21 protein-coding genes are annotated in these 24,193 nt (G+C 63.7%); 13 read left to right on the top strand and 8 right to left on the bottom strand.

What is annotated here, in order from left to right:
- The first annotated feature begins 58 nt into the window (after positions 1 to 58).
- The 3 genes from C8D77_RS04410 (at position 59) to C8D77_RS04400 (ending at position 5,029) form a co-directional block, all read left to right on the top strand.
- A complete protein-coding gene (locus C8D77_RS04410) occupies positions 59 to 2,425 on the top strand; it encodes a membrane-bound PQQ-dependent dehydrogenase, glucose/quinate/shikimate family (RefSeq protein WP_109659657.1) in 2,367 nt (788 codons plus the stop codon).
- A gap of 179 nt (positions 2,426 to 2,604) precedes the next feature.
- Positions 2,605 to 3,783: an MFS transporter gene (locus tag C8D77_RS04405; RefSeq protein WP_109659655.1), complete on the top strand. Its 1,179-nt coding sequence runs from the start codon at positions 2,605 to 2,607 to the stop codon at positions 3,781 to 3,783.
- A 190-nt stretch (positions 3,784 to 3,973) separates the two neighbouring features.
- Positions 3,974 to 5,029 (top strand): M14 family metallopeptidase, encoded by a 1,056-nt coding sequence (locus C8D77_RS04400; RefSeq protein ID WP_109661263.1) that lies wholly within the window; start codon positions 3,974 to 3,976, stop codon positions 5,027 to 5,029.
- Position 5,030: 1 nt separating this feature from the next.
- Here C8D77_RS04400 and C8D77_RS04395 read toward each other — a convergent pair whose 3' ends face one another.
- A complete protein-coding gene (locus C8D77_RS04395; protein WP_109659653.1) occupies positions 5,031 to 5,801 on the bottom strand; it encodes an isocitrate lyase/PEP mutase family protein in 771 nt (256 codons plus the stop codon).
- Positions 5,802 to 6,120: 319 nt separating this feature from the next.
- Here C8D77_RS04395 and C8D77_RS04390 point away from each other — a divergent pair, with 319 nt between their 5' ends.
- Positions 6,121 to 8,310 carry an anthranilate synthase gene (locus tag C8D77_RS04390; RefSeq protein WP_109661261.1) on the top strand — a complete coding sequence of 730 codons (2,190 nt, stop codon included), beginning with the start codon at positions 6,121 to 6,123 and terminating at the stop codon, positions 8,308 to 8,310.
- A 5-nt stretch (positions 8,311 to 8,315) separates the two neighbouring features.
- Positions 8,316 to 9,263 carry a cation diffusion facilitator family transporter gene (locus tag C8D77_RS04385; protein WP_109659651.1) on the top strand — a complete coding sequence of 316 codons (948 nt, stop codon included), beginning with the start codon at positions 8,316 to 8,318 and terminating at the stop codon, positions 9,261 to 9,263.
- Between the two features lie 8 nt (positions 9,264 to 9,271).
- Here the strand turns inward: C8D77_RS04385 and C8D77_RS04380 are convergent, their stop codons facing one another.
- The 3 genes from C8D77_RS04380 to C8D77_RS04370 all read right to left on the bottom strand — a co-directional run bounded on the left by C8D77_RS04380 (position 9,272) and on the right by C8D77_RS04370 (position 11,070).
- Positions 9,272 to 9,658: a type II toxin-antitoxin system VapC family toxin gene (locus tag C8D77_RS04380; RefSeq protein WP_109659649.1), complete on the bottom strand. Its 387-nt coding sequence runs from the start codon at positions 9,656 to 9,658 to the stop codon at positions 9,272 to 9,274.
- Entirely contained in the window at positions 9,655 to 9,900 is a 246-nt protein-coding gene (locus C8D77_RS04375) for an antitoxin (RefSeq protein WP_023760667.1), read from the bottom strand. The genes C8D77_RS04380 and C8D77_RS04375 overlap by 4 nt, the downstream gene beginning before the upstream one ends.
- A 66-nt stretch (positions 9,901 to 9,966) precedes the next feature.
- Positions 9,967 to 11,070, bottom strand: a complete 1,104-nt coding sequence (locus C8D77_RS04370; protein WP_109659647.1) for a hypothetical protein — start codon at positions 11,068 to 11,070, stop codon at positions 9,967 to 9,969.
- Between the two features lie 102 nt (positions 11,071 to 11,172).
- On the opposite strand from C8D77_RS04370, the gene C8D77_RS04365 reads away from it, so the two are divergent.
- The 4 genes from C8D77_RS04365 to C8D77_RS04350 all read left to right on the top strand — a co-directional run bounded on the left by C8D77_RS04365 (position 11,173) and on the right by C8D77_RS04350 (position 13,994).
- A complete protein-coding gene (locus C8D77_RS04365; RefSeq protein ID WP_109659645.1) occupies positions 11,173 to 11,610 on the top strand; it encodes a DsrE family protein in 438 nt (145 codons plus the stop codon).
- 63 nt (positions 11,611 to 11,673) lie between these two features.
- Entirely contained in the window at positions 11,674 to 12,453 is a 780-nt protein-coding gene (locus C8D77_RS04360) for an SDR family NAD(P)-dependent oxidoreductase (protein WP_109661259.1), read from the top strand.
- Positions 12,454 to 12,516: 63 nt separating this feature from the next.
- Positions 12,517 to 12,825 carry a putative quinol monooxygenase gene (locus C8D77_RS04355; RefSeq protein WP_109659643.1) on the top strand — a complete coding sequence of 103 codons (309 nt, stop codon included), beginning with the start codon at positions 12,517 to 12,519 and terminating at the stop codon, positions 12,823 to 12,825.
- A gap of 68 nt (positions 12,826 to 12,893) precedes the next feature.
- Positions 12,894 to 13,994: an AbrB family transcriptional regulator gene (locus tag C8D77_RS04350; protein ID WP_109659641.1), complete on the top strand. Its 1,101-nt coding sequence runs from the start codon at positions 12,894 to 12,896 to the stop codon at positions 13,992 to 13,994.
- 40 nt (positions 13,995 to 14,034) lie between these two features.
- Here C8D77_RS04350 and C8D77_RS04345 read toward each other — a convergent pair whose 3' ends face one another.
- Positions 14,035 to 14,943, bottom strand: coding sequence for a LysR family transcriptional regulator (locus C8D77_RS04345; protein ID WP_109659639.1), 909 nt, complete (start codon positions 14,941 to 14,943; stop codon positions 14,035 to 14,037).
- Positions 14,944 to 15,089: 146 nt separating this feature from the next.
- Between C8D77_RS04345 and C8D77_RS04340 the strand changes: the two genes are divergently transcribed.
- Complete coding sequence (locus tag C8D77_RS04340) at positions 15,090 to 16,616, top strand: MFS transporter (protein WP_109659637.1); 1,527 nt, start codon at positions 15,090 to 15,092, stop codon at positions 16,614 to 16,616.
- On the opposite strand, the gene C8D77_RS04335 is transcribed toward C8D77_RS04340, so the two are convergent.
- The 3 genes from C8D77_RS04335 to C8D77_RS04325 form a co-directional block, all read right to left on the bottom strand.
- Positions 16,617 to 16,931: a nuclear transport factor 2 family protein gene (locus tag C8D77_RS04335; protein WP_109659635.1), complete on the bottom strand. Its 315-nt coding sequence runs from the start codon at positions 16,929 to 16,931 to the stop codon at positions 16,617 to 16,619.
- A gap of 154 nt (positions 16,932 to 17,085) precedes the next feature.
- Positions 17,086 to 17,862, bottom strand: coding sequence for an esterase family protein (locus C8D77_RS04330; RefSeq protein WP_109659633.1), 777 nt, complete (start codon positions 17,860 to 17,862; stop codon positions 17,086 to 17,088).
- A gap of 4 nt (positions 17,863 to 17,866) precedes the next feature.
- The gene (locus C8D77_RS04325; RefSeq protein ID WP_109659631.1) at positions 17,867 to 19,033 is read right to left on the bottom strand and encodes an ATP-grasp domain-containing protein; all 1,167 of its coding nucleotides are present in this window, start codon (positions 19,031 to 19,033) and stop codon (positions 17,867 to 17,869) included.
- Between the two features lie 425 nt (positions 19,034 to 19,458).
- Between C8D77_RS04325 and leuA the strand changes: the two genes are divergently transcribed.
- The 3 genes from leuA to C8D77_RS04305 all read left to right on the top strand — a co-directional run bounded on the left by leuA (position 19,459) and on the right by C8D77_RS04305 (position 24,145).
- Positions 19,459 to 21,198, top strand: a complete 1,740-nt coding sequence (leuA, locus tag C8D77_RS04315; protein ID WP_109659629.1) for a 2-isopropylmalate synthase — start codon at positions 19,459 to 19,461, stop codon at positions 21,196 to 21,198.
- Positions 21,199 to 21,382: 184 nt separating this feature from the next.
- A complete protein-coding gene (locus C8D77_RS04310; protein ID WP_109659627.1) occupies positions 21,383 to 23,146 on the top strand; it encodes a tetratricopeptide repeat protein in 1,764 nt (587 codons plus the stop codon).
- A gap of 195 nt (positions 23,147 to 23,341) precedes the next feature.
- Complete coding sequence (locus tag C8D77_RS04305) at positions 23,342 to 24,145, top strand: alpha/beta fold hydrolase (protein WP_109659625.1); 804 nt, start codon at positions 23,342 to 23,344, stop codon at positions 24,143 to 24,145.
- Positions 24,146 to 24,193: the final 48 nt, after the last annotated feature.

Below are 24,193 nucleotides of genomic sequence, written 5' to 3'. Positions count from 1 at the left end.
CTTTTCTCGGCCGCCGCGACCGCGAGACCTCGCCATCCGGGCAAGCGTGAGGATCAACATGTCAGACCAAGATACCAACACCTCCGGCGGCGTCTGGCTGCTCGTCCTTTTCGGCCTCGTGCTGATGATTATCGGCCTGCCGCTGCTCTATGGCGGCGTCCAGCTCATCGGCCTCGGCGGCTCCTGGTATTACGCACTGGCCGGTGCCGGCATCATCGTCTCCGGTTTTCTCTTCGCCTTGCGCCGGCGAGCCGGCTTCTGGCTCTACATCGTCATCTTCCTCGCCACGGTTGCCTGGGCGTTCTGGGAGGCCGGGCTGAATTTCTGGCCTCTGGTGCCGCGACTGGTGGCACCTGCCGTTCTCGCCGTGATCGCCCTTCTGCTGGCGCCCTTGTTTCCGTCATCGCACTGCGGCAAGCGCGGCCCCTTCGCCCTTGCCGGTGTTCTCGTGCTCGGCCTGGTCGCCACCGCGGCCTATGCCTTCCAGCCGCATGGCGTGATCCGCAACACGGTCGCCGCCACCGAAGCACCGACGCCGGCCGCGGCAGCCTCCACCACCGACTGGCGCCACTACGGCCGCACGCCGGCCGGTACGCGCTATGCGCCGATCGCCGGGATCACCAAGGACAATGTCAGGGACCTGAAGGTCGCCTGGACCTTCCGCACCGGCGATGTCCCTGCCAAGGGCGCCGAAGACCAGAACACGCCGCTGCAGGTCGGCGACACGGTCTACACCTGCTCCTCGAAAAACATCGTCAACGCACTCAACGCCGAGACCGGCGAGCCGCGCTGGAAATTCGATCCGAAGGCCTCGGCGCCGCTGTGGCAACGCTGCCGTGGCGTCAGCTACTACGAGCCCACGGCCGACGCCGCCGCGCCAGCGGCCACCGCGGTTGCCTGCGCTGGGCGTATCGTCATGACCACCATCGACGCGCGGCTGATCGAGATCGATGCGAAGACCGGCCAGCCTTGCGCGGATTTCGGCCAGGGCGGCACCGTCGACCTCAAGCAAGGCATGGGCGAGGTCAAGCCCGGCTTCTACATCCAGACCTCGGCGCCGACCGTCATGCGCGATCTGATCATGATCGGCGGCTGGGTCTGGGACAATGTCGAGACCGGCGAGCCTTCCGGCGCCGTCAGAGCGTTCAGCGCCAAGACAGGCGAATTGGTCTGGGCCTGGGATCTCGGCAATCCGGCCATTACCAAGCTGCCGCCGGAAGGCCAGAGCTACACGCGCGGCACGCCCAACGTCTGGTCGACGCCGAGCTATGACGACGCGCTCGGCCTCGTCTATCTGCCGACCGGCAACGCCACGCCCGACTTCTTCGGCGCCGAGCGCAGCAAGGCGGCGGAAGACTACACCGCTTCGGTCGTCGCGCTCGACGTCGCCACCGGCCGCGAGCGCTGGAAATTCCAGACCGTGCATCACGACCTCTGGGACTACGACCTCCCCTCGCAGCCTGCGCTTTATGACGTGCCCGACGGCAAGGGCAGCAAGGTGCCGGCGCTGATCCAGGTGACCAAGCGCGGCCAGATCTTCATGCTCGATCGCCGCGACGGCAAGCCGATCGCCGAGGTGCAGGAAAAGCCGGTGCCGCAGGATGGCGGCGCCAAGGAGGATTTCCTGTCGCCGACCCAGCCCTATTCGGTCGGCATGCCTTCGATCGGCGACAAGCCGTTCACCGAGGCAAGCATGTGGGGCGCCACACCGCTCGACCAGCTCTATTGCCGCATCGGCTTCAAGAGGCTGCGCTACGAGGGCGAATTCACGCCTCCGGGCCTGACGCGCTCGCTGCAGTTTCCCGGCTATTATGGCGGCATGAACTGGGGCAGCGCCTCCATCGACGAGGCCAATGGCTATCTGATCGTCAACGATATCCGCATGCCGCAATTCGTCGTGCTGCTGCCGCGCGCCGTGGCCGACAATTATGGCCCGTCGGCCGCGCATGATGGTCTCGGCACCCAGCTCGGCACACCCTATGGCGCGCTCAAGAACGGCTTCATGTCGCCTTTGGGGGTTCCCTGCCATCAGCCGCCCTATGGCACCATCAGCGCCATCGACCTGAAGTCGCGCCAGCTCGTCTGGCAGGTTCCCGCCGGCACGCTGCAGGATACAGGCCCGCTCGGCATGAAGACCGGCCTGCAGATCCCGGTCGGCATGCCGTCGCTCGGCGGTCCGGTGACCACGGCGGGCGGCCTCGTCTTCTACGCCGGCACGCAGGACTATTATCTGCGTGCCTTCGACGTCGCCACCGGCGAGGAACTCTGGAAGGGCCGCCTGCCGGTGGGGGCACAAGCGACGCCGATGACCTACACTTCGCCTGAAAGCGGCCGTCAGTTCGTCGTCGTCTCGGCGGGCGGCGCGCGCCAGTCACCTGATCGCGGCGACTACATTGTCGCCTATGCCTTGCCGAAGGCGCCGTGATCCCGGAAACCAGGGGGATCTCACTCCCGATCCGATCGGGGTCATCAAACGGGGCGCGCCAGCGCCCCGTTTCTTGTCTGCTCCTCGCTTTCTGCATTGCTGCATTGCAGCAATGGTGCTTGTGAACCGGGCATACCGTCGCGCAGTCTCAATTTGAACCGATTCAGTCTGGACGCCCCATGCCTTTGCCGATCCTTGCGCGTGCCATTGCGTCCTTCTGCATCGGCACCACCGAATTCGTCATCATGGGCCTGCTGCCGGAGGTCGCCGCCGATCTCGGCGTGTCCATCCCTTCGGCGGGCCTGCTGGTCACCGGCTATGCGCTGGGCGTCGTCTTCGGCGCCCCGATCGTCGCGATGGCCACCGCGCATTTGCCGCGCAAGCCGGTGCTGGTCGGGCTGGCCGTGCTGTTCGTCGTCGGCAATCTGTTTTGTGCCATCTCGCCCAACTACTGGACGCTGATGGCCGCACGTGTCTTCACCGCCTTCGGCCATGGCGCCTTCTTCGGCATCGGCTCGGTCGTTGCCGCCAGCCTGGTGCCGCGCAACAAGCGCGCCAGTGCCATCGCGCTGATGTTCGCCGGGCTGACGCTGGCCAACATCCTTGGTGTTCCCGCCGGCACGGCACTAGGCGAAGCCCTCGGCTGGCGCGCCACCTTCCTCGCCGTCGTCGGCATCGGCCTGATCTCGGTGGCAGCCATTGCCTGGCTGGTGCCGTCCGACGTTGCCGAGCCGAGCGGTGGCGGCCTGCGCGGCGAGCTGCGCGTGCTGGGCAAGCTGCAGGTCTGGCTGGCGATGTTGATCGCGGCGCTAACCTCCGCAAGCCTGTTCACCGTCTTCACCTACATCAAGCCCTACCTCACCGACGTCTCCGGTCTGTCCACCTCTGCGGTCACCTGGGTGCTGCTGCTGTTCGGCGCCGGCATGACCATCGGCAACATCATCGGCGGCAGGCTGGCCGACTGGAAGCTGATGCCGACGGTGATCGGCACGCTGCTCGCGATGGCGCTGCTGCTGGTCGGCTTCATGCAGTTCGGCACTATCGCCAGCGTTGCCATCGGCATCGTCTTCCTGTGGGGCCTGCTGATCTTCGTCGTCGTACCGCCGCTGCAGATCCGCGTCGTCGAGGCGGCCTCCGAGGGGCCGAACCTCGCCGCCACGCTGAATCAGGGCGCCTTCAATGTCGGCAATGCTAGCGGCGCCTGGATCGGCGGAGTGGCCCTTTCCGCCGGTATTTCCTATGCCAATCTACCGCTGGTCGGTGCGGTGATCGCCTTGTTGGCGGTCGCCGTCGCTGTGCTGTCGCAGGCGCTGGACCGGCGAGCGCCCGTCATCCCGCTTCAGGCTCCCGCAGAGTAACCGCTTGCGCCCATAGCGCGGCAGGCTGGACCAATCGACATCGGCGCGTTCAAATGGGCATGTCTTCTGGCTCTAGAGCAATCCCAGGAAGAGTGTGAAGCGGTTTTCCGTCCGGGATTGCGTCAAAACAAAGAGATAGAGCAGTTCGGCGTTTCCATGAAACGGCGAACTGCTCTAGATGGAGGAAGTCATGCAGAAATCGATCGAACGCATCGCCGGCGAAAGCGAAGGCGTTTCCTACGAATTCCCGCTGTTCCGCTTCGCGGGCACTGACAAGGTCGCCCCTTCGGCCTATCTGCAGGCAGCGCTCCATGCCGGCGAATTGCCGGGCGTCGTCGCCATCGACGCGCTGATGCCGATGCTGGCCAAGGCCGAAGCCGAAGGCCGCATCAAGGGCAATCTCACCATCGTGCCCTGGGCCAACCCGATCGGCCGGGCGCAATATCATTTCGGCGAGCATCAGGGCCGTTTTCATCTGGGCACGCGCACCAATTTCAACCGCGGCTTCCCGCTGCTCGCCGCGCCCGACACAGCACTCTTGCCCGACACCACCCTTGGCAGCGTCGACCAGCGTCTGAAGACCCGGCTGGTGCAGTTGTCGCTCGGCCATGACATCGTGCTCGACCTGCACTGCGACGACGAGGGTCTCGCCTATCTCTACGTCCACACCAGCCTGTGGCCGGCCATGGCCGATTGTGCCACCGCCATGGGCGTCGATGCGGTCGTGCTGTGGAGCGAGGACACCGCCGGCACGTTCGAGGGCGCCTCGATCATGCCCTACCAGAACGTTCCCGATGATGTGGCCAAACTCGACCGCCGCGTCGCCACCACGGTCGAATATCGCGGCATCCTCGATGTCGACGGCGCCCTGGCCGCCGCCGACGCCGAAGGCCTCTACAGGCTGCTGGTGGCGCGTGGCGTGATCACCGATACCACCCTGCACACCCCCGGTCCTTTCGCCGGCTTTGTGGCCCCGTTGGAAAACATCGACATGATGCCGTCGCCTCGGGCGGGTGCCGTGCTCTACGACGTGAAACCCGGCGACCGCGTCGCCAAGGGCGCGCGCCTCGCCACCATCGTCCATGCGCCGGGCGAAGCCGATGGCCGCACCGAAGTCTTCGCACCGCAGGACGGCATCATCCTGACCCGCCGCTCCCGCCGCATCATCCGCGCCGGCGAGGATCTGTTGAAGCTGGTCGGCGACAAGAAGAGCACCGATGCCCGGTCGGGGACGCTGGAGGACTGACCTAACCCGAAATAGCCTGCCGCGCCTTCGCCTCCAACCATTCCGCCATCTGCCGGTAAGGCACCGGGCCGTGACTGATGCGGGCGACACCCAGTTCCGCCAGCCGCTGGCGCGGCGGCACATGCGCCAGCGCAATGATGTTGACCGGCAACGCAATTGCCTTGCAGAGCGTCTCGATCAGGCCCTCATCGCCAAGACCCGGCGCAAAGAAGCCGTGCGCACCGGCTTTCTCGAAGGCCTGTGCGCGCTCGATGGCCTGGTCGAGCAGGACGTCATCATGCGCATCCGGTTTCGCCTTGAGGAAGATGTCGGTTCGGGCGTTGATGAACGCCGGTATGCCGGAAGCCTTGACGGCCGCCGCCGCGGCTTCGATGCGTTTTACCTGGACAGCAATGTCATGCAGGCCGCTGCCGCCAACAATCTGGTCTTCGAAATTGAAACCAACAGCGCCGGCCCGCAGCGCCAACGTTACCGTGCGAGCAACGATTTCCGGATCGACGCCGTAACCGCCCTCGAGGTCCATGGTCACCGGCAGGTCGACCGACCCGACGATGCGCTTGATGTTGTCGAGCGCCAGCTCCAGCGGGATTTTCTCGCCATCGGCGTAGCCGAACGCGGCAGCCACCGGCCAGCTTCCGGTGGCGATCGCCTTGGCGCCCGCCTTCTCGACGATCTTGGCCGAGCCCGGGTCCCAGGCATTGTAGAGGACGATCGGGTTTCCCTTGACGTGGAGGGAATGGAACGTCCGCGCGCGCTCGATCTGCTCGGTCATTGGCTTTTACCCATCTTCCTGCTGTTGGATATACAATCTAGGCAGCACTGTCGGCTCTGGCGATGTGCCATGAGCCTGGGAAGCGGCAGCCAACGAAGAGACTTTCAAACCTGTTGCGCATCCTCCTTTTCGCAGCTATGGATTTCGCCATGAACATGCGTTCGACCAAGACCATTTGGTGGTGGGCCTGCTGACAGCGGCCTGTTCGAACACGTGCGCGTGAAAAGAGAGGGTGGCCGCAACGGAAAGTCCGGGCGGCCATTTGTTTTTTCCAAGCCATTCCCGGGTCCGTTGCCCCAAGAAGCTGATGGAGACGGCAATGACGATGAAGGTTCTGGAAAACGGGGCGGAAAGTTTCGTGACCGCGGGTGGCATCACCATCACCCGCGAGCGCCACGACCGGCCCTATGCGGGCGCGATCGACGCTTACGTCGACGGCTTGAATTCGCGCCGCGGTGCGGTGTTTTCCTCCAATTATGAATATCCCGGCCGCTACACGCGCTGGGACACCGCCATCATCGACCCACCGTTGGTCATCTCAGCACGTGGCCGCGCCATGCGCATCGAGGCGCTGAACGGCCGTGGCGAGGCGCTGTTGCCGGTCATCGGCAAGGCGCTCGCCAGCCTGGCCGATGTCGCCATCGCCGAGACATCGAAGAAACTCATCCGCCTCGACGTCGCCAAGCCAGGCCGTGTCTTCACCGAAGAAGAGCGCAGCCGCGTCCCTTCGGTGTTTACCGTGCTGCGCGCCATCACCGCTCTGTTCAAGACCGAGGAAGACGCCAATCTTGGTCTCTATGGCGCTTTCGGCTACGACCTCGCCTTCCAGTTCGACCCGGTCGACTACAAGCTCGAGCGCAAGCCAAACCAGCGCGACCTGGTGCTGTTCCTGCCCGACGAGATCCTGGTCGTCGACCATTATTCGGCCAAAGCCTGGACCGATCGCTACGACTACGCCGGCGACGGGTTTTCGACCGAGGGGCTGCCGCGCGACGAAATCACCGAGCCGTTCAAGAGCCCCGACCGAATCCCGCCCCGCGGCGACCATGAACCGGGCGAATACGCCAATCTGGTGCGCAAGGCGATGGATTCGTTCAAGCGCGGCGACCTGTTCGAGGTGGTGCCCGGCCAGATGTTCTACGAGCGCTGCGAAACACAGCCATCCGAGATTTCGCGCAAGCTGAAGGCCATCAATCCCTCCCCCTATTCCTTCTTCATCAATCTGGGCGAAGGCGAATATCTGATCGGCGCCTCGCCGGAAATGTTCGTGCGCGTCAACGGCCGCCGCGTCGAGACCTGCCCGATCTCCGGCACCATCAAACGCGGCGACGATGCCATTTCCGACTCAGAGCAAATCCTGAAACTGCTCAACTCGAAGAAAGACGAATCCGAGCTGACCATGTGCTCGGACGTCGACCGCAACGACAAGTCCAGGGTCTGCGAGCCAGGTTCGGTGCGCGTCATCGGCCGCCGCCAGATCGAGATGTATTCACGCCTGATCCACACCGTCGACCACATCGAAGGCCGGCTGCGCGAAGGCATGGACGCCTTCGACGCCTTCCTGTCGCACGCCTGGGCGGTCACCGTCACCGGCGCGCCGAAACTGTGGGCCATGCGCTTCATCGAACAGAACGAGAAGAGCCCGCGCGCCTGGTATGGCGGCGCGATCGGCATGGTCAATTTCAACGGCGACATGAACACCGGCCTCACCTTGCGCACCATCCGCATCAAGGACGGCATTGCCGAAGTGCGCGCCGGCGCCACGTTGCTCTTCGACAGCATTCCCGAGGAAGAAGAAGCCGAAACCGAACTGAAGGCATCCGCCATGCTCTCCGCCATTCGCGACGCCAAGACCGGCAATTCCGCCAGCACCGAGCGCACCACCGCGCGCGTCGGCGACGGCGTCAACATCCTGCTGGTCGACCACGAAGACTCGTTCGTCCACACGCTGGCCAATTATTTCCGCCAGACCGGCGCCAATGTCTCGACCGTGCGCACGCCGGTTCCCGAGGAGGTGTTCGACCGGCTGAAGCCCGACCTTGTCGTGCTGTCGCCCGGCCCCGGCACGCCGAAGGACTTTGATTGCGCCGCCACCATCAGACGAGCGCGTGCCCGCGACCTGCCGATCTTCGGTGTCTGCCTTGGCCTGCAGGCGCTGGCCGAAGCCTATGGCGGCGAACTCAGGCAGCTACACATACCGATGCACGGCAAGCCGTCGCGCATCCGCGTCTCCAAGCCCGGCATCATCTTCTCCGGCCTGCCTAAGGAAGTCACCGTCGGCCGCTACCACTCGATCTTTGCCGACCCGGTGCGCCTGCCCGACGATTTCATCGTCACTGCCGAAACCGAGGACGGCATCATCATGGCCTTCGAGCACCGCAAGGAGCCGATCGCCGCGGTGCAGTTCCACCCGGAATCGATCATGACGCTCGGCCACAATGCCGGCATGCGCATCATCGAGAACATCGTCGCCCACCTGCCGCGCAAGGCCAGGGAAAAGGCCGCCTGACGATCATGGCTGAAGCCGAGAACACGATGGCGATCACGGCCAAGGCGGCCGCGAAGCGCAAGGTTGCCAACCTCGCCTTCTGGTCGATCGCTGTCGCCTTTGTCGTGCTCGCTCTGAAACTTGCTGCCTGGTACGTCACCGGCTCTGTCGCGCTCTATTCGGACGCGCTGGAATCGATCGTCAACGTCATCGCCTCGGTCGCCGCCTTCTGGGCGATCCAGGTCAGCTACAAGCCGGCCGACCAGGATCACCCGTTCGGCCATCACAAAGCCGAGTATTTCTCGGCAGTGCTGGAAGGCGTGCTGATCGTGCTCGCCGCCCTTTTGATCCTCAACGAGGTCTGGCGCTCCTGGCAGACGCCGGCACCGCTCGAACAGCCCTGGAGCGGCCTTGCCGTCAACGGCGTTGCCACGGTCATCAACGCCTTCTGGGCCTGGACGCTGATCCGCGCCGGCAGGACCGAGAAATCGCCGGCACTGGTCGCCGACGGCAACCACATCATGACCGACGTGGTGACCTCGATCGGCGTCTTCGGCGGCCTTGTCGGAGCGATCCTGACCGGCTGGCAGATCCTCGATCCGGCGCTTGCCGTCATCGTGGCGCTGAACATCCTGTGGCAGGGCTGGCACGTCATCGGTTCGTCAATGAATGGCCTGATGGACCGCGCCGTCGATACGGCAGAACACATGCGCATCCGCGACGTCATCTCGGCCAATTGCAAGGGCGCGCTCGAGGTTCACGACCTCAAGACGCGCATCGCCGGCCGCGCCACCTTCATCGAATTCCATCTGGTCGTCGACGCCGACATGTCGGTCGGCGCCAGCCATGTCATCTGCGACCGCATCGAGGACGCGCTGAAAGCCGAAATCCCCTCGGTGCGCGTCACCATCCATGTCGAACCCGACGACGAGGCCAAGCTGCCCAAGGGCACGACGGCCGTGCCGTTCGCGTGAGGCGGGGTTCACCAGGTCTCGATTGAGAGATCTTTGATCCGCTCGAATTCCCGGACATTGCGGGTCATCAGCGTAAGGTTCCGAGCGCGAGCCTGCCCGCCGATCAACGCATCGTAGGGACCGATCGGAGTTCCCAACGTCGCGAGCGTTGCCCGAATCTCTCCAGCATGTCTTGCGTCTTCTCGATCGAATTCGAGCACCGGGAACTGCAGAGCTTCGATGCGCGCCAAATTTTCAGCCCTTCGTTGGCTCTTTTCAGCACCATAGTATAGTTCGTGTGCGACGATCGCAGAGAGGGCAAAGTCCTGCGGCTTGTGCCGTTTCAGCAGCGCCAACAGCCCGGCGTCGCCCTTGATGACTGCGATGACGGCATTGGTGTCGAGCAGGTAGATCACTTGAAAACGTCATCCAAAGCAGGCCGATCCTGCCCGTCTTGACGTTCCAGCGCTGCCTCGGCGAAATCGTTGTCAAGCGGTCCGATCACTTGGTCAAGCCACGCCCAATCCTGCGCTAGCGGTTCCAAGATGACGGTTTGCCCGTGACGGCGGATCGAAACCTCGTCTGTTTCGAAACGGAACTCCTTGGGCAGACGTACAGCTTGTGACCGGCCCGACCAGAACACTTTTGCCTTGTCCATCATGCTATCCTCAAATGAGATATAGCAAAGATATATCCCTTCATGGCGACGCAGACAAGTCCGAGCTCAAGGCGCGCAGGCCGATTGCGACATTGGCTGCAGCCGATAGACCTTGTCGTCGGATTTCGTCTTGCCGTCGGCGGCCTTCGAACACAGATCGACGATGGCGAGTGCGCTGTTGGGATTGGCCAGCATCATGGTGCCGTCGACGCCACGCTTGAGGAAAATCTCCTTCTGCGCGATGTCGCAGGAGAAATCGCTCATCTTCGAGCTCGCCGCGCAGCGCCACTGGTCGGCCTCGCCCTGGCAGGAATAGGTCTGTGTCACCTTGGCCGATTTCTGCCGTGTGGTGACAGTAACGGCAATGTCGGCGCCGTCTGGCCAGTTGGCCGCATCGCCGCCCGAGGCGAAGGACGCCAGTTCCACCGGTCCGCGGAAAACCCGGATCGACTGGGTCAGCTGGTCGGGATGCGAACCGAGATGGGCTGCATCATAGTCGCGCCCGTAGCAGAAGGCCTGGTCCGGCTTCAGCCGCTCACGCAAGGGAGTTCCAAGAGCCGGATCGATCGGATCGATGCGCGCGAATTCGGCCTGGCATGTTGCGGCCGGCATCGGGTCGAGGCGGAAATTGTCGTCCTCGCTGCCCAGCGCCTGCCTGTCATATTCGGCTTCACCGAGTTCATCTTCCGATCCTGCGTCGAGATAAAGATCGGCCGAGACATCGGTGAGGATCAGACGCCCTTTGTCATCGAGCTTCAGCGAGGCCATGGTGCGGTCGCAGTCCATGCCGCAACGGATCGAACCGCTCTTTCCGTCCTCGGACTCGTGATTGCACCAGCCGCTGGCCCATTCCGGCGCCTTGGCGCCGCGCACCGTGGTGGCGATAAAGCCGTTATAGGACGAGTCGGAGTTTGTCGGTGGCTCCTCGTTCGGGCGGCTGACCGGGTCGTGCCCATAGAGGAAGAAGATCCGCGCCACCTTCTGCTTCGGATGCGCCTTGAGGTGCGCGGCGTCATAGATCCGGCCGAAGCAGGCATCAGCCCCGTTCGGGCTGAGTTCGGTGAGCTTGAGCGCATCGTCGGCGAAGGCCGAACCGGCAAGCGCGCCAAGCAGCGCAACGCCAAACCCGGCGCCGGCGACTGTCTTCCATTCCCCTACCCTGAACGCCATGTGACCTCTCCTCCGCATCGACAGGACGTAACGTCAATTTATGCTAGTATTGCGGCTGGAGTCACGCAATTCGCGGCGAGCCGCCAAGCGGGGGAGGATGCCATGCGCCGGCGCGATATGTTCCGCGCGGTTCTTGCCGGAACCGGAACGCTTCTTGGCCTGCGGGTAGTGCAGGCAGCCGCCCCAGAGCCCGCCAGGCAAAAGGTCGCCTATCACTTGAGCGACGTCGACAAGGTCAATTTCGTGCTCGGCAACATCAAGAACCACTATGAAGGCACCGGCGGCAATGTCGACATCGTGCTGGTCGTGCATGGTCCGGCCTTGGCCGCCTTCAAGTCGAAAGGCATATCGGCCGCGATTTCCGGGCGCTTCGCCGGCCTGGTGCAGCAGGGGCTGGAGTCCCATGCTTGCGCCAACACCATGCAAGGCATGGACATTACGCTCGCCGACCTGCTCGCCGGTTTCCATGCCGCCGACAAGGGCGGCGTCGTCAAGCTCGCCGAACTGCAAGGCCAGGGCTACGCCTATCTGCGCCCCTGAGACTTGAACACCGGGGCGGCAAGGGCCTACGAAGGACAGGCTGAAATCCCGGAGGAAGAACCCGTGCCAGCCACCACACTCAGCATACCCGATCTTGCCGGCAAGGCAGTGCTGGTCACCGGTGCGTCGACCGGCATCGGGGCGGCGCTCGCGCTGGCCTATGCAGCGCAGAAATGCAAGGTGGCGCTGCACTACAATTCGAGTCAAGGCGCCGCCGAGAAACTCGGCATGACGATCGCCGACAAGGGCGGCGAGGTGTTTCTGGTCCAGGGCGATTTCTCCGTTGCCGCCGATGTCGAACGCGTCGTCGAGGACAGCGCGCAGTATTTCGGCCGCCTCGACGGGCTGGTCAACAATGCCGGCGGCATGCTTGGCCGCATCCCCTATGCCGAGCAGACCGAAGCACATTACGACGCGGTGATGGATCTCAACGCCCGTTCGGTGCTGACCGCCTCGCGCAAGGCGATCCCGTGGCTGAAGAAACAGGGCGGCTTCATCGTCAACACCTCGTCGATCGCTGCGCGCAATGGTGCGGGCGGCGGAGCCGGGCTTTACGGCTCGGCCAAGGCCTTCGTCTCCAACGTGACGCGCGGCATGGCCAAGGAGCTGATCGGCTTCGGCATCCGCGTCAACGCGGTGGCGCCCGGCACCATTCTCACCCCGTTCCACGAGCGCTATTCGACCGACGAGCAGATGAAGGGCATGGTCGCCACCATTCCGCAGGGACGCGCCGGCACGGCGCAGGATTGCGTCGGCGCCTATCTGTTCCTCTCTTCCGATCTTCTGAGCGGCTACATCACCGGCCAGGTGATCGAGGTGAATGGCGGCCAGTTGATGCCTTGAGCGGCTGTCGGCATACTGGTGATCTGCATGTTCTTGTCGAAAACCTCAAAGGGAGACAACGGAATGTATGGACTGATCGGCAAGATGCGGGCGGCGCGCGGCCAGCGCGACGCGGTCATGGACGTCCTGCGCGCCAGTACAGGCGCCCTGCCGGGCTGCCTGAGCTACATCATCGCCCGCGACCCCGCGGACGCCGATGCGATCTGGGTCACCGAAGTATGGACCGACGCCGAAAGCCACAAAGCCTCGCTGCAGCTTCCCGAAGTCCAGGCGGTGATCGCCAAGGCGCGGCCGTTCATTGCCGGCTTTGAATTCCAGGTCGAGACCCACCCCGTCGGCGGCTTCGGCCTGGCCGACGGCAAAAGCGACTGAGGCGCGCAAGCATCCTTTTTCGACGCAGCGGGGTTCGCATCACCTCGCTTCGCGTCTAAGACCAAAACATGGATTCCTCGGCAGAGCAGCCCCCAGACCAGCCCGCCATCGAACGCATGGCGCGAATGCGCAAGCTCTGGCAATGGCTGGCCCTGCTGATCGTCTCCCTGCTGTTTGCCGGTGCGCTGGAACTCGCGGCCCTGCCGGCGGCGCTGCTGATCGGGCCGATGCTGGCGGCCATCGTCGCCGGCACCAATGGCGCCACAGTGCGCGTGCCGCGGCTTCTGTTCGGCGCCGCACAGGCGATCGTCGGCTGCCTCGTCGCCAGCTCGATCTCAGCCGACATCTTTCCGGTCTTCACCCAGGAATGGCCGCTGTTTCTCGGCGTCGTGGTGGCCACCGTCACGGCCTCCAGCCTGCTCGGCTGGCTGATCAGCCGCTGGCGCATCCTGCCCGGCACCACCGCCGTCTGGGGCTCGTCGCCAGGTGCGGCCACCGCGATGGTGCTAATGGCCGGCGCGTTCGGCGCCGACCAGCGCCTCGTCGCCTTCATGCAATATCTGCGCGTCATCTTCGTCTCGATGACGGCAGCACTCGTTGCCAAGATGTGGGTCGACACGTCGGGCGTCAAAGTCCCCGCCATCATCTGGTTTCCGCCGATCGATGCCCAAGCCTTCGCCGCCACCATCGGCATCGCGCTTGTCGGCGGCCTCCTGGGGAAGCTGCTGAGGCTGCCCTCGCCCTTCTTCCTTGGCACCTTCATCTTCGGCACCGTCGTCCATCTCGGCTTGGGCGTGGAGATGCAATTGCCGCAATGGCTGCTGGCAGTCAGCTACGCCATGGTCGGCTGGTCGATCGGATTGAATTTCACGAGGGCGATCTTGCGCCATGCGGCACGCGCGCTGCCGCAGATCATCGCCTCGATTGTGGCGTTGATCGCTTTTTGCGGCGGCCTTGCCTTCATGATCAGTCATCTCTTGGGCATCGATCCGCTGACCGCCTATCTGGCGACCAGCCCCGGCGGCATGGACAGCATCGCCATCATCGCCGCCGCGGCACAGAACGTCGACATCTCCTTCGTCATGGCGCTGCAGTCGGCCCGCTTCCTGATCGTGCTGCTGGTTGGCCCGAGCGTGGCGCGCCTGGTGGCAAGAAGCGTCAAGCAATAGACAAAGCCGCCTGCGCCAACCTCACGACCCGGTTGTGAAATCACAAGGCCGTGACGCGCTGGCTGGCCCCCGCGGCAAGACGTTCGGGAAGGAAATCGACGAACACGCGCACCTTCGGCGACAAATGGCGATTGGAGGGCCACAGCATCCGGAACTGGCCACGGCCGTCGACATGATCGTCGAGGACGGTGCGCAGCCTGTCTTCGTGCAGCGCCTCGCGCACCAGGAAATCCGGCATGCAGGCGATGCCGAGGCCGGCGAGCGTGGCGCCTTTCAACGCTTCCATATTGTTGCAGGTCAGCATCGAGCGTATCTGCGGCTCAGCGCTTCCGGTTATGAACGGCCACTCCAGCAGCCTGCCGCTGTTGAGGAAGCGGAAGTTTACGCCGAAATGCCTGATGAGATCCGCCGGCTCGCCGGGTGTGCCATGGCGGTCTAGGTAGGAGGGCGCCGCGCACAGCAGCATGCGAAAGGGCGCAACGGGTCTCGACACCAGGCGTGAATCGGGCAGCTCGCCGCTTCGGATCGCGACATCGATGCCCTCGTCGATCACGTCGACGATCCGATCGTTGAAATCGATGTCGAGCTCGATCTCGGGATAGCGGGCCATGAACTCCGACAGCACCGGCAACAACAGATGATAGGTGACGATCGGGGTCGAAACGCGCAGCCGGCCATGCGGGGTCTCCCGTGTCCGCGACAGCATCGCCTCGGCATCGTCGATGTCGTCGAGGATGCGCCGCACCCGCTCGTTGAACAGTCTGCCCTCTTCCGTCAGGCCGATGCGCCGCGTGCTGCGCTGCAGGAGCCGCACACCGAGCTCCTGTTCGAGCCTTGCGACGCTCTTGCCGACGGCGGAAGCCGAGATGCCGAGCGCCCGGCCGGCAGCGATGAAACTGCCGAGTTCGGCGGTACGGGCAAAGGCTATGAGGCCGCTAAGGCGATCCATCGCATCTTTCCATTCAAGCGTTTCAGTCCGGTATATCAGGAGATATAGTACCATTTTTCCTGAAACGCCGCCGACCTATCTCGTCATTGCGACCGGCTCCGCAACCGCGCGGCCTACCGCGAATGCTGCTTCAGATAGGAAAATCCATGACCTTGAAGTCCACAACCGGCTCTGCCGAGAGATGGCTCGTGCTCTTGTCGGTATGCCTTGCCGCGATGACGATGCCCTTGACCTTCACCGGCCCGGCCGTCGCACTCTCCCGCATCGCGGCCGATCTTGGCGGCAGCCCGGTTGAACTCAACTGGGTGACCAATGCCTTCATGCTGACCTTCGGCGCTACCCTGATGGCATCAGGCGCATTGGCCGACAACCACGGCCGCAAGCGCATCTTCCTCGCCGGCCTCTGCCTCTATGTCCTCGCCTCACTCGGCGCGATGCTCGCGCCTGACATCGTCTGGTTCGACATCCTCAGGGCCGTGCAAGGGATCGGCAGCGCCGCCGCCTTTGCCGGTGGTGCGTCGGCGCTCGCCCAGGAATTCGAAGGGCCATTGCGGCTGCGTGCCTTCAGCTTCCTCGGCACCAGTTTCGGCATCGGCCTCGCCTTCGGCCCGATCGCCTCCGGCCTGCTCATCTCTGCATTCGGCTGGCGGTCGATCTTTCTGCTTGTCGCGGCACTCGCGGTTGCCTCGGCAGCCCTCGGCCAGCGCACCATCAGGGACTCGCGCGATCCGGATGCGACGGGCGTCGACTGGGCGGGAGCCGGCACCTTCACGATCGCGCTCGCGTCGCTGACCTATGGCGTGCTCCAGGCCCCGCAGAGCGGTTGGGCCAATCCCCTTGTCGTCACGCTTCTCGCAGCGGCGGCGCTCTTCTTTGTTGCCTTCGTCGTCGTTGAGCGGCGCGTGAGGCGGCCGATGCTGGATCTCACGCTGTTTGCCTACCCTCGCTTCGTCGGCGTCCAGTTTCTGGCGGCGGCACCCGCCTATGGCTTCGTCGTCCTGCTCGTGCTGTTGCCGATCCGCTTCATCGGCATCGAGGGCATGAACGAGATCAAGGCCGGGCAATTGATGATCTGCCTCTCGGGCCCGCTGCTGATCCTGCCGATGCTCGCCGGCCAGCTGGCGCGCTGGATCGCGCCGGCCACGATCTGCGGCGTCGGCCTGCTCGTCGCTGCCGCCGGGCTTGTCTGGCTGAGCCTGACACCGCCGGTCGACAGTGCGCTGGTGGCGCCGCTGATGCTGATCGGCGTCGGCATCGCCCTGCCCTGGGGATTGATGGACGGGCTTGCCGTCAGCGTCGTGCCGAGGGAGCGCGCCGGCATGGCGGTCGGCATCTTCAACACCACCCGCGTCGCGTGCGAGGGCGTGGCGCTCGCGATCGTCATGGCGACCCTGTCGGGCTTCACCGCCGCGCAACTCGCCGCGCAGGGAACGGCGTCTTCAACGGCTGCCGCGCAGTTGCTGGTGACCGGTAATCTCGGTGCAACGGCGCAACATTTGCCGCAAGCCGGAGCCGCTGTTCTTGTCCAGGCTTACGAGACGGCGTTCGACAGGCTGCTGATCGTGTTGGCGGCAATCACCGTCATGACCGCCATCGTCGTCTTCCTTGGCCTGCGTCGCGGAGCGGCTTCGGAACATGAGGCCAATGCTCTGCCGGCATGCCAGGAAGGATAGTCAGGCGATGACGAGACTCGCTATGCGATCGCCGTCCAGCGTGAAGCTCATGTCGCCCTCCCCGTTGAAGCCGTTGCCTGTGACGGCGATACGGACGCGGTAGCTGCCTCCCGCCGACGTGATGCGGACGATGCGAAGCTGGGATTTCACGCCGATATTGTCCGACTGGTTCCAGCGCGCGATCTGCTCGCGGTCGTGGAAGGACCGTCCCCAGTCGGTCAGGGATGCGTCGGCGGTAAACGTGTCGAGAAAGGCGTCCGTGTCGCCGGCATTGGTGGCCTCGACGAAACGGCGGATCGGGTTGGGTGTGGTCATTCCTCTGTGCCCCAAGGTGCGTTGAGATTCAGGTCAGGCTGAGTCGAAAATGGTTGATACCGAGAACCGGAGCGGAGCGTACTTGAGTACGTGAGCACCGGAAGCGCAGGTATCAGCCATTTGCAGGCCAGCCTCACCTGAATATCAATGCACCTCAGTCTAGCCTGTGCATCAGATCCTCATCCAGCCAGCGGCCGAAGAAATAGACCAGTTGCTTGTGCCACCACGGCCAGTCATGGCTGACGTCGCCGCCCCAATAATCGACCCAGGCGGGAATGGACTTGTCACGCAGGATCTGTTCCAGTTTTCGCGTCTCGACCAGCATCCGCTCCTCCCAGGCGCCCTGCCCGCAGCAGAAGATCAGCCTGAGCGTCTTCAGCCGGGCCAGCAGTTTGGGATCGACGATGCCCGGCAGATAATCGAGCGGCGAGTTGTAGAAAATGTCGCCTTCAAGCGCCTTGCCGAAAAAGTCGCGGGCCGAATAGACGCCCGATAGCGCGATGACGCCGCAGGCGAGTTCGGGAAAGCGGAAGACGAAATTCGACGAGTGGTAGCCGCCCATCGAGCAGCCCGAGAACAGCGGCTTCAGCTGGCGCCCGCCATTGGCTGCTGCTGCCGTGGACAGGAACTCCGGCAGAGCCTCCTCGCGCACATAGCGGAAATAGGCCTCGTGACGGGCGATGCGGTGGGCGGCGTTGGCATGCTTGTCGAAGAAGGATTCCGAATCGATGCCGTCGACCGTGAACAGCTGGATGCGGCCGGTGTCGATGAATTCGGCGAGTGCGCCCACCCCGCCAGAATCCTCGAACTGGTAGAACCGCCCCTGCGAGGTCGGGAACACCACCACCGGCCGGCCGGCATGGCCGTAGCGCTTGTATTCCATGTCGCGGCCGAGCTTGCCCGAGAAATTCTTGTGATAGGAAATGTCCATCGCCTCACGCCTTTTCCGCGTGGATATAGGCGACCGCTTCGCGCAGCGCTGCTTCGTCCTTCGAGCGCATCTGGTAGGCGTAATTTCCCATGGCGCGGCTGAAAACCTCTTCGATGGCCTGATGGTGGACGATCTTGTCGCGGTGCGCCGCTAGCACGTCCTCATGGCTGTGCAAATAGTGGAGGCGCCGCTTGCGGCTGGCATAGGCGGTGAAATATTTGCCCTCGTAGGGGCCGCCGGCGGCATCCCTGACCACCATGTCGGCCCATGCCGCGTAGACATCGATGTCGAACGTGTAGTTGATCGCATCGGTCATCCAGGCGCCTGGCGGGCGCATGTTGACCTCCAGCGCGATGACGCGGTCGTCCTTGGTCTCGAACAATTCGATGTGGAAGAAGCGCTCGCGCACGTCGAACGCCTTCAGGATCTTGCGGCCGGCCTCCTCGACCGCCGGGCTGATCCTGGGAAAGCAGGTGTAGCTCATGTGGCGGTCCTTGTTGACCACCTCCATGACGCTCTGGTCGTAGCGGTGGCTGGCCGCCAGCACCACCTCGCCGTCGCGGTTGACCAGCCCGTCAAAGGTCACCACCAGCCCCTCGATGAACTGCTCCATGACGAAGGTCACGTCCTCGGGTTTGTCCCGGAAGAACTGGTCCAGCTCTGTGGCGTTGGAGATCTTGAAAGTATTCGAGGCGCCCGAACCGCTGTCGGGCTTGACCACGACGGGATAGCCGACGCGGCGGATGAAGGTCATGGCCCCGGCGCGGTCGGAGCATTTGCGCTGTGCGATGGTGTCGACGCCGCTCCTGCGGAAGAAGGCGCGCATGCGGCTCTTGCGCTTCAGATTCTTCACGAAATCGAGCTTGGTGCCATAGATGTTGAAGTCGGTGCGGATGTTGGCTTCCAGCTCCAGCCAGTGCTCGTTGAGCGATTCAAAGCGGTCGATGCGGCCCCATTTGTGGATGAAATGCCCCATCGCCCGGAACACCGGATCGTAGTCCTCCATGTCGGCGACGCGATAATATTCCGAAAGGGCTGCTTTCAGCTTGGCGTCGAGCGCCTCATAGGGTGCGTCGCCGATACCCAGCACCCTGGCCCCGGCCTTCTTCAAACGATCGCAGAAATCCGCGCCATTGGCGGGAAAATGCGGCGAGAAGAACACGAAATTCATGGACGACTCCCTCCCGGCGACGGGACATCGCAACCCCGTCGATGCCCAAGTCTGGCGCATTTGCAGCGCCTGGGGAAGAGCACCCACGTTCGGATAATATCCGACGGATCACGGCCCGCCCTGTGGCCCCCACTTGCCTCTCACAAGCCGCTCCTGTATGAGAACCGCCATGAACACGCGCGCCACCAACGCTTCCCGTCCGACCGGTTTTTCCGGCGAGACCGTGCGCGCGCTGGCTTCCACCCTGCTTCTTCTCGGCCTTATCGGCGATCGCCGGGTTCGCTGAAGGAGCGCCCGGCGGTCGAACCGCCGCGCAAGCGCATGCTCCTTGCCAAGTCACATCACGCGAACGAAATTCTGGTAAAGGCGCCGCTCGCCATCAATCCACCTGAAGGTGGATCCATGAGCCGCCGGGAGAAACGACGATGAACGCACGAGAAGAGATCCGCTCCGATGCCGCGGTAGCCGGCAAGGATGCAGCCCGGGGCATGCCCGACGCGGCCCGCAAATATCAGCCCTATCCCACCGTTGGCCTCACCGACCGCACCTGGCCCTCGAAGGTCATCGACAAGGCGCCGATCTGGTGCTCGGTCGACCTGCGCGACGGCAACCAGGCGCTGATCGATCCGATGGGCCACGAGCGCAAGGCGCGCATGTTCGGCCTGCTGCTCGACATGGGCTTCAAGGAGATCGAGATCGGCTTCCCCTCGGCCTCGCAGACCGATTTCGACTTTGCCCGCTGGTGCATCGAGGAAGGTAACGTACCCGCCGATGTCTCGCTCCAGGTTCTGGTGCAGTGCCGGCCGGAGCTGATCACCCGCACCTTCGAGGCGCTCAAGGGCGCCACCAACCCGATCGTCCATTTCTACAATTCGACCAGCGAATTGCAGCGCCGCGTCGTCTTCGAAAAGGACGTCGGCGGCATCAAGCGCATCGCCACCGACGCGGCCAAGATGATCACCGACATGGCGGCCAAGGCCGGCGGCGGCTTTCGCTTCGAATATTCGCCGGAGAGCTTTACCGGCACCGAGCTCGAAGTGGCGCTGGAGATCTGCAACGCCGTCACCGAGATCGTCAGGCCGACGGCGGACAACAAGCTGATCGTCAACCTGCCGTCGACGGTCGAGATGTCGACGCCCAACATCTATGCCGACCGCATCGAATGGATGTGCCGCAACCTCGACAACAGGGAGAACCTGCTGGTCTCGTTGCATCCGCACAATGACCGCGGCACCGGCATCGCCACCACCGAACTCGGCCTGATGGCCGGCGCCGATCGCGTCGAAGGCACGCTGTTCGGCAATGGCGAGCGCACCGGCAATGTCGACATCGTCACGCTGGCGCTCAACATGTACACGCAAGGTGTCGATCCCTTGATCGACTGCTCCGACATCAACCGGATGAAGGACGTCTACGAATATTCGAACCAGTTGAAGATCCCCGAACGCCACCCCTATGTCGGTGAACTCGTCTACACCGCCTTTTCCGGCTCGCACCAGGATGCCATCAACAAAGGCATGAAGGCGCTGAAGAAGGCCAACACGAGCGTATGGGAGGTGCCCTATCTGCCGATCGATCCGGCCGATGTCGGACGCAGCTACGAAGCCATCATCCGCATCAACTCGCAGTCCGGCAAGGGCGGTATCGCCTATGTGCTGCAGGCCGATTACGGCCTCAATTTGCCGCGCAATCTGCAGATCGAATTCAGCCAGGAAATCCAGGCGATCACCGATGCCGAGGGCAAGGAAGTGCCGGCCCGGCGCATCTACGAGCGCTTTCTCGAGACCTATGTCGATCAGCCTGCCGCGCGGCTGAAATTCCTCGATCACCAGACCTATCCCAGCACCGAAATCAAGGGCCGGCGCGTGGTCGAGGCGGTCATCCTCGACCAGGGTAAGGAAGTGACGATTACGGGCACAGGCACCGGTCCGATCGACGGCTTCGTCGATGCGCTGTCGCGTCATCTCGGTGTCGAGATGTCGGTGCTCGACTATTCCGAGCACTCGTTGCAGCGCGGCTCGAACGCGTCGGCCATCTCCTATGTCGAGATGGAATATCCTGGTGGCAAGCTGTTCGGTGCCGGCATCAACACCAACATCGTCGCCGCCTCGCTGGAAGCGGTGATGTCCGCCGCCAACCGTATCGTCGGCAAGAAAGCCGGCTGACGCACGGCCAGAACAAGGATCGGGACCGTCCCAACCGGGTGATCGGTTCCGATCTTTCGGCCATTAACCACCGTCGAATTATCCGGTGGGGTACGCGATCGCATAATGGGGTGTATACTTGTGTGGTGGTGCGGGACCTATATGATCGCGCCTCAACCTGTGCCGACTTCGAGAGGATCGACACTTGCAGCATGCCACGCCTGCCGCCCCCGCAGTGCGCGAGACACTGGAGCGACTGCTTGCCAGCCAAACGTTCGGCCGGTCCGAGCGTGCGCGCAAGCTGCTGCGTTATCTTGTCGAACGTGAACAGGCCGGCGAAGGCGACAGGCTCAAGGGCTTCTCCATTGCCATGGATGTGTTCGGCAAGGACGGCGATTTCGATCCGTCGACCGATGCCGTGGTGCGCGTGCAGGCAGGCAGGCTGCGCGAGCTTCTGCAGCATTATTTTGCCAATGAGGGCATCGCCGAACCCGTCCGCATCGCCATTCCGCGCGGCGGCTATGTTCCTGCCTATGAATTGAATGCAATCCGGCTGCCGGATGTCCCCGAACTCAAGCTCGACGGCGCTGTATCCGCCGATCCGCCCAACGACGCCAGCACGGGCATGCTGCACGCGGCATCGCTGGCTTCCATACCGTCTTCGCCCGCCCCCTCGGTGGCGCGCCATCTCCGCTTTTTCTGGATCGCGATCGCCCTGGTCATCGCCATGCTGGGGGTGCTGATCCTTCGTCAGGGCAGCAGTGCCTTGTTGGCAGGCGGCGACATGTCGGCAACGCTCGAGACCGCCGGCGCAACCGGAAGCATCGTGCCATCGGCAATGGCTGACGCCCTGCCGCAAGTCTATATCGGCCTCAAGGCTGAAGGCACCTACGCCAGCCGTGTCGCCGCGTCGCTGCGCGCCGGCCTGAGCGGCTTCGATACGATCGACTTCATCGGCCGCGACACCGCCACCGATCCGGCCGACGAAACCACGAGCTTCATATTCGACATCTTGCCCGGACCGGACGCCGGCGACATCACCATCGAGCTGCAAAGCATGGCGTCCGGACGGGTGCTTCTTTCGCGCAATCTGACCCCTGCCGACAGCGCACCTGCCGCGGTCGAAGACCGTATCGCCGACATGCTGAGCTCGGCGCTTCCCGCCTCGGGCACGATCTACAACTACATCGAGCAGACCGGCGCGCCGAACGGTCTGACGCAATGCCTGCTGCTCAACGACAAATATTATCTCGACCAGAACGCCAGGACCCATGAGGCTGCCTATCGCTGCCTCGAGAAGCTGGCCAATGGCGGCACGAAATCCTCGCTCGTTTATTCGGAACTTGCCTCCCTGCATCTCGAGGCGGTCTCCGATCATTACGCCTATCCGCCCAATGCGACGATTGAAAAAGCCGTGGAGTTTGCCCATCGCGGCGTGCAGATGGGGCCGACAAGCCCTTATGCGCATCGCTCCTACGGCTACGTCAGTTCGCGCCTCGGCAACACCGACGAAGCGATCCGCTGGATGCGCAAGGCCTATGAACTCAATCCCTATGATCTCGGCATGGCTGCCGCTTACGGCTACGGGCTGATATTCGCCGGTCGCTATGCTGAGGGAACGCCGATCCTCGACCATGCGGCGGAGACCTTCAGCGGGCACTCGACATGGTGGGATTACGGGCTGTTCGTCGGTGAGTTCATGCAGGGCGACATGAACAAGGCCATCGCGGCCAGCATGGCACTGAGAACGACGGCAACGAAATCGCACTATCTGGCAGCGCGGCTAATCGGCGCCAAGGCTGCCGGACAGGACCATCTGGTGAGCACACTGCTGACCCAACTGACCACCGAATTCCCTAAATTTGCCGCCGATCCGCGCGCGACCTTCGTCGAGCGGAAATATCCGGCCGACCTGACCGAGCGGCTGGTCCAGGCGCTGCGCGCAGCCGGGCTCGGCAACCCAAGCTGACACCAATCGACGTCCGGATCGAGCGCGCCGCGTTCAATGGATTTCCTGCGCTCTTTCGCATGATGCCGGTCAGCGCCGAGTTCTGTCCGCAACCGTACAAATCGCGAAAATTTTACTGGCCATCGCTGTGGACTAGGAGCAATCCAGCCACAATTGGTGTTCCGCATCCTGACAATAGCAAAAAACTCAGCTTTCATGACCGCATCGCTTTTTGCCGCCGAACAGGGTGTTGGCTCAAAGGCCATCGTCCTGCTGCATGGTTACGGCGGCTGCCACGATGTCTGGCGCGAGGTGATTTCCTCACTGGCGCCTTCCACGCACACGCTGGCCTATGATCTGCCGGGGCATGGGTTGTCGCTCGATTTTCCCGCCGCCGGTCCGGCCAAGGTGGCGGCAAGGGCCGTGCTCGCCGATCTCTCGGAGCGTCGCCTGAAGCGCGTTCATCTCGTGGGTCATTCGATGGGCGGTGCGGTGGCGGCGCTGATGGCGTTGGCTGCGCCCGAAAGAATAGCCTCGCTGACGCTTCTGGCGCCGGGCGGCCTTGGCCCCGAGATCAACGGACCACTGTTGCGTCGCTATGCTGGCGCAGCCGATCGGTCCGAGATCAGGGCCTGCCTCGTCGCTATGTCGGGGCCAGGGACCCGGCCCTTCGATCGCACCGTGGACGCTCTCTGGGAAATGCGCCGGCGACCCGGCCAACTGGAAAAACTCGTCGAGATCGCAGTCGCCATGACCATGGACGATCGGCAAGGCGTCATCCCGCATGATCGTCTCGACAGCCTGAACATGCCGGTGATGGTGGTGTGGGGAACCGACGACGCGGTGCTGCCCTTTACCCAGGCGGATGATCTGCCGGCGCATTTTCACGTGCACCATGTGCTGGAGGCCGGCCATATGCTGACCGAGGAAGCGCCCGAGCTCGTTGCCGAGATCATTCGCCGCAACACCAGGCGCCGCGCCAGGCCACATCGCCAGAAATTTGCCGCCGCGGCCAGCTGACCTTTTCGCGCACAACATTTTCCTGAGCCTCGATCCCATCGATCTCGC

Source organism: Mesorhizobium loti (assembly GCF_003148495.1).
Taxonomy (GTDB): Bacteria; Pseudomonadota; Alphaproteobacteria; order Rhizobiales; family Rhizobiaceae; genus Mesorhizobium; species Mesorhizobium loti.
This window is presented reverse-complemented; position numbering and strand designations above follow the sequence as displayed.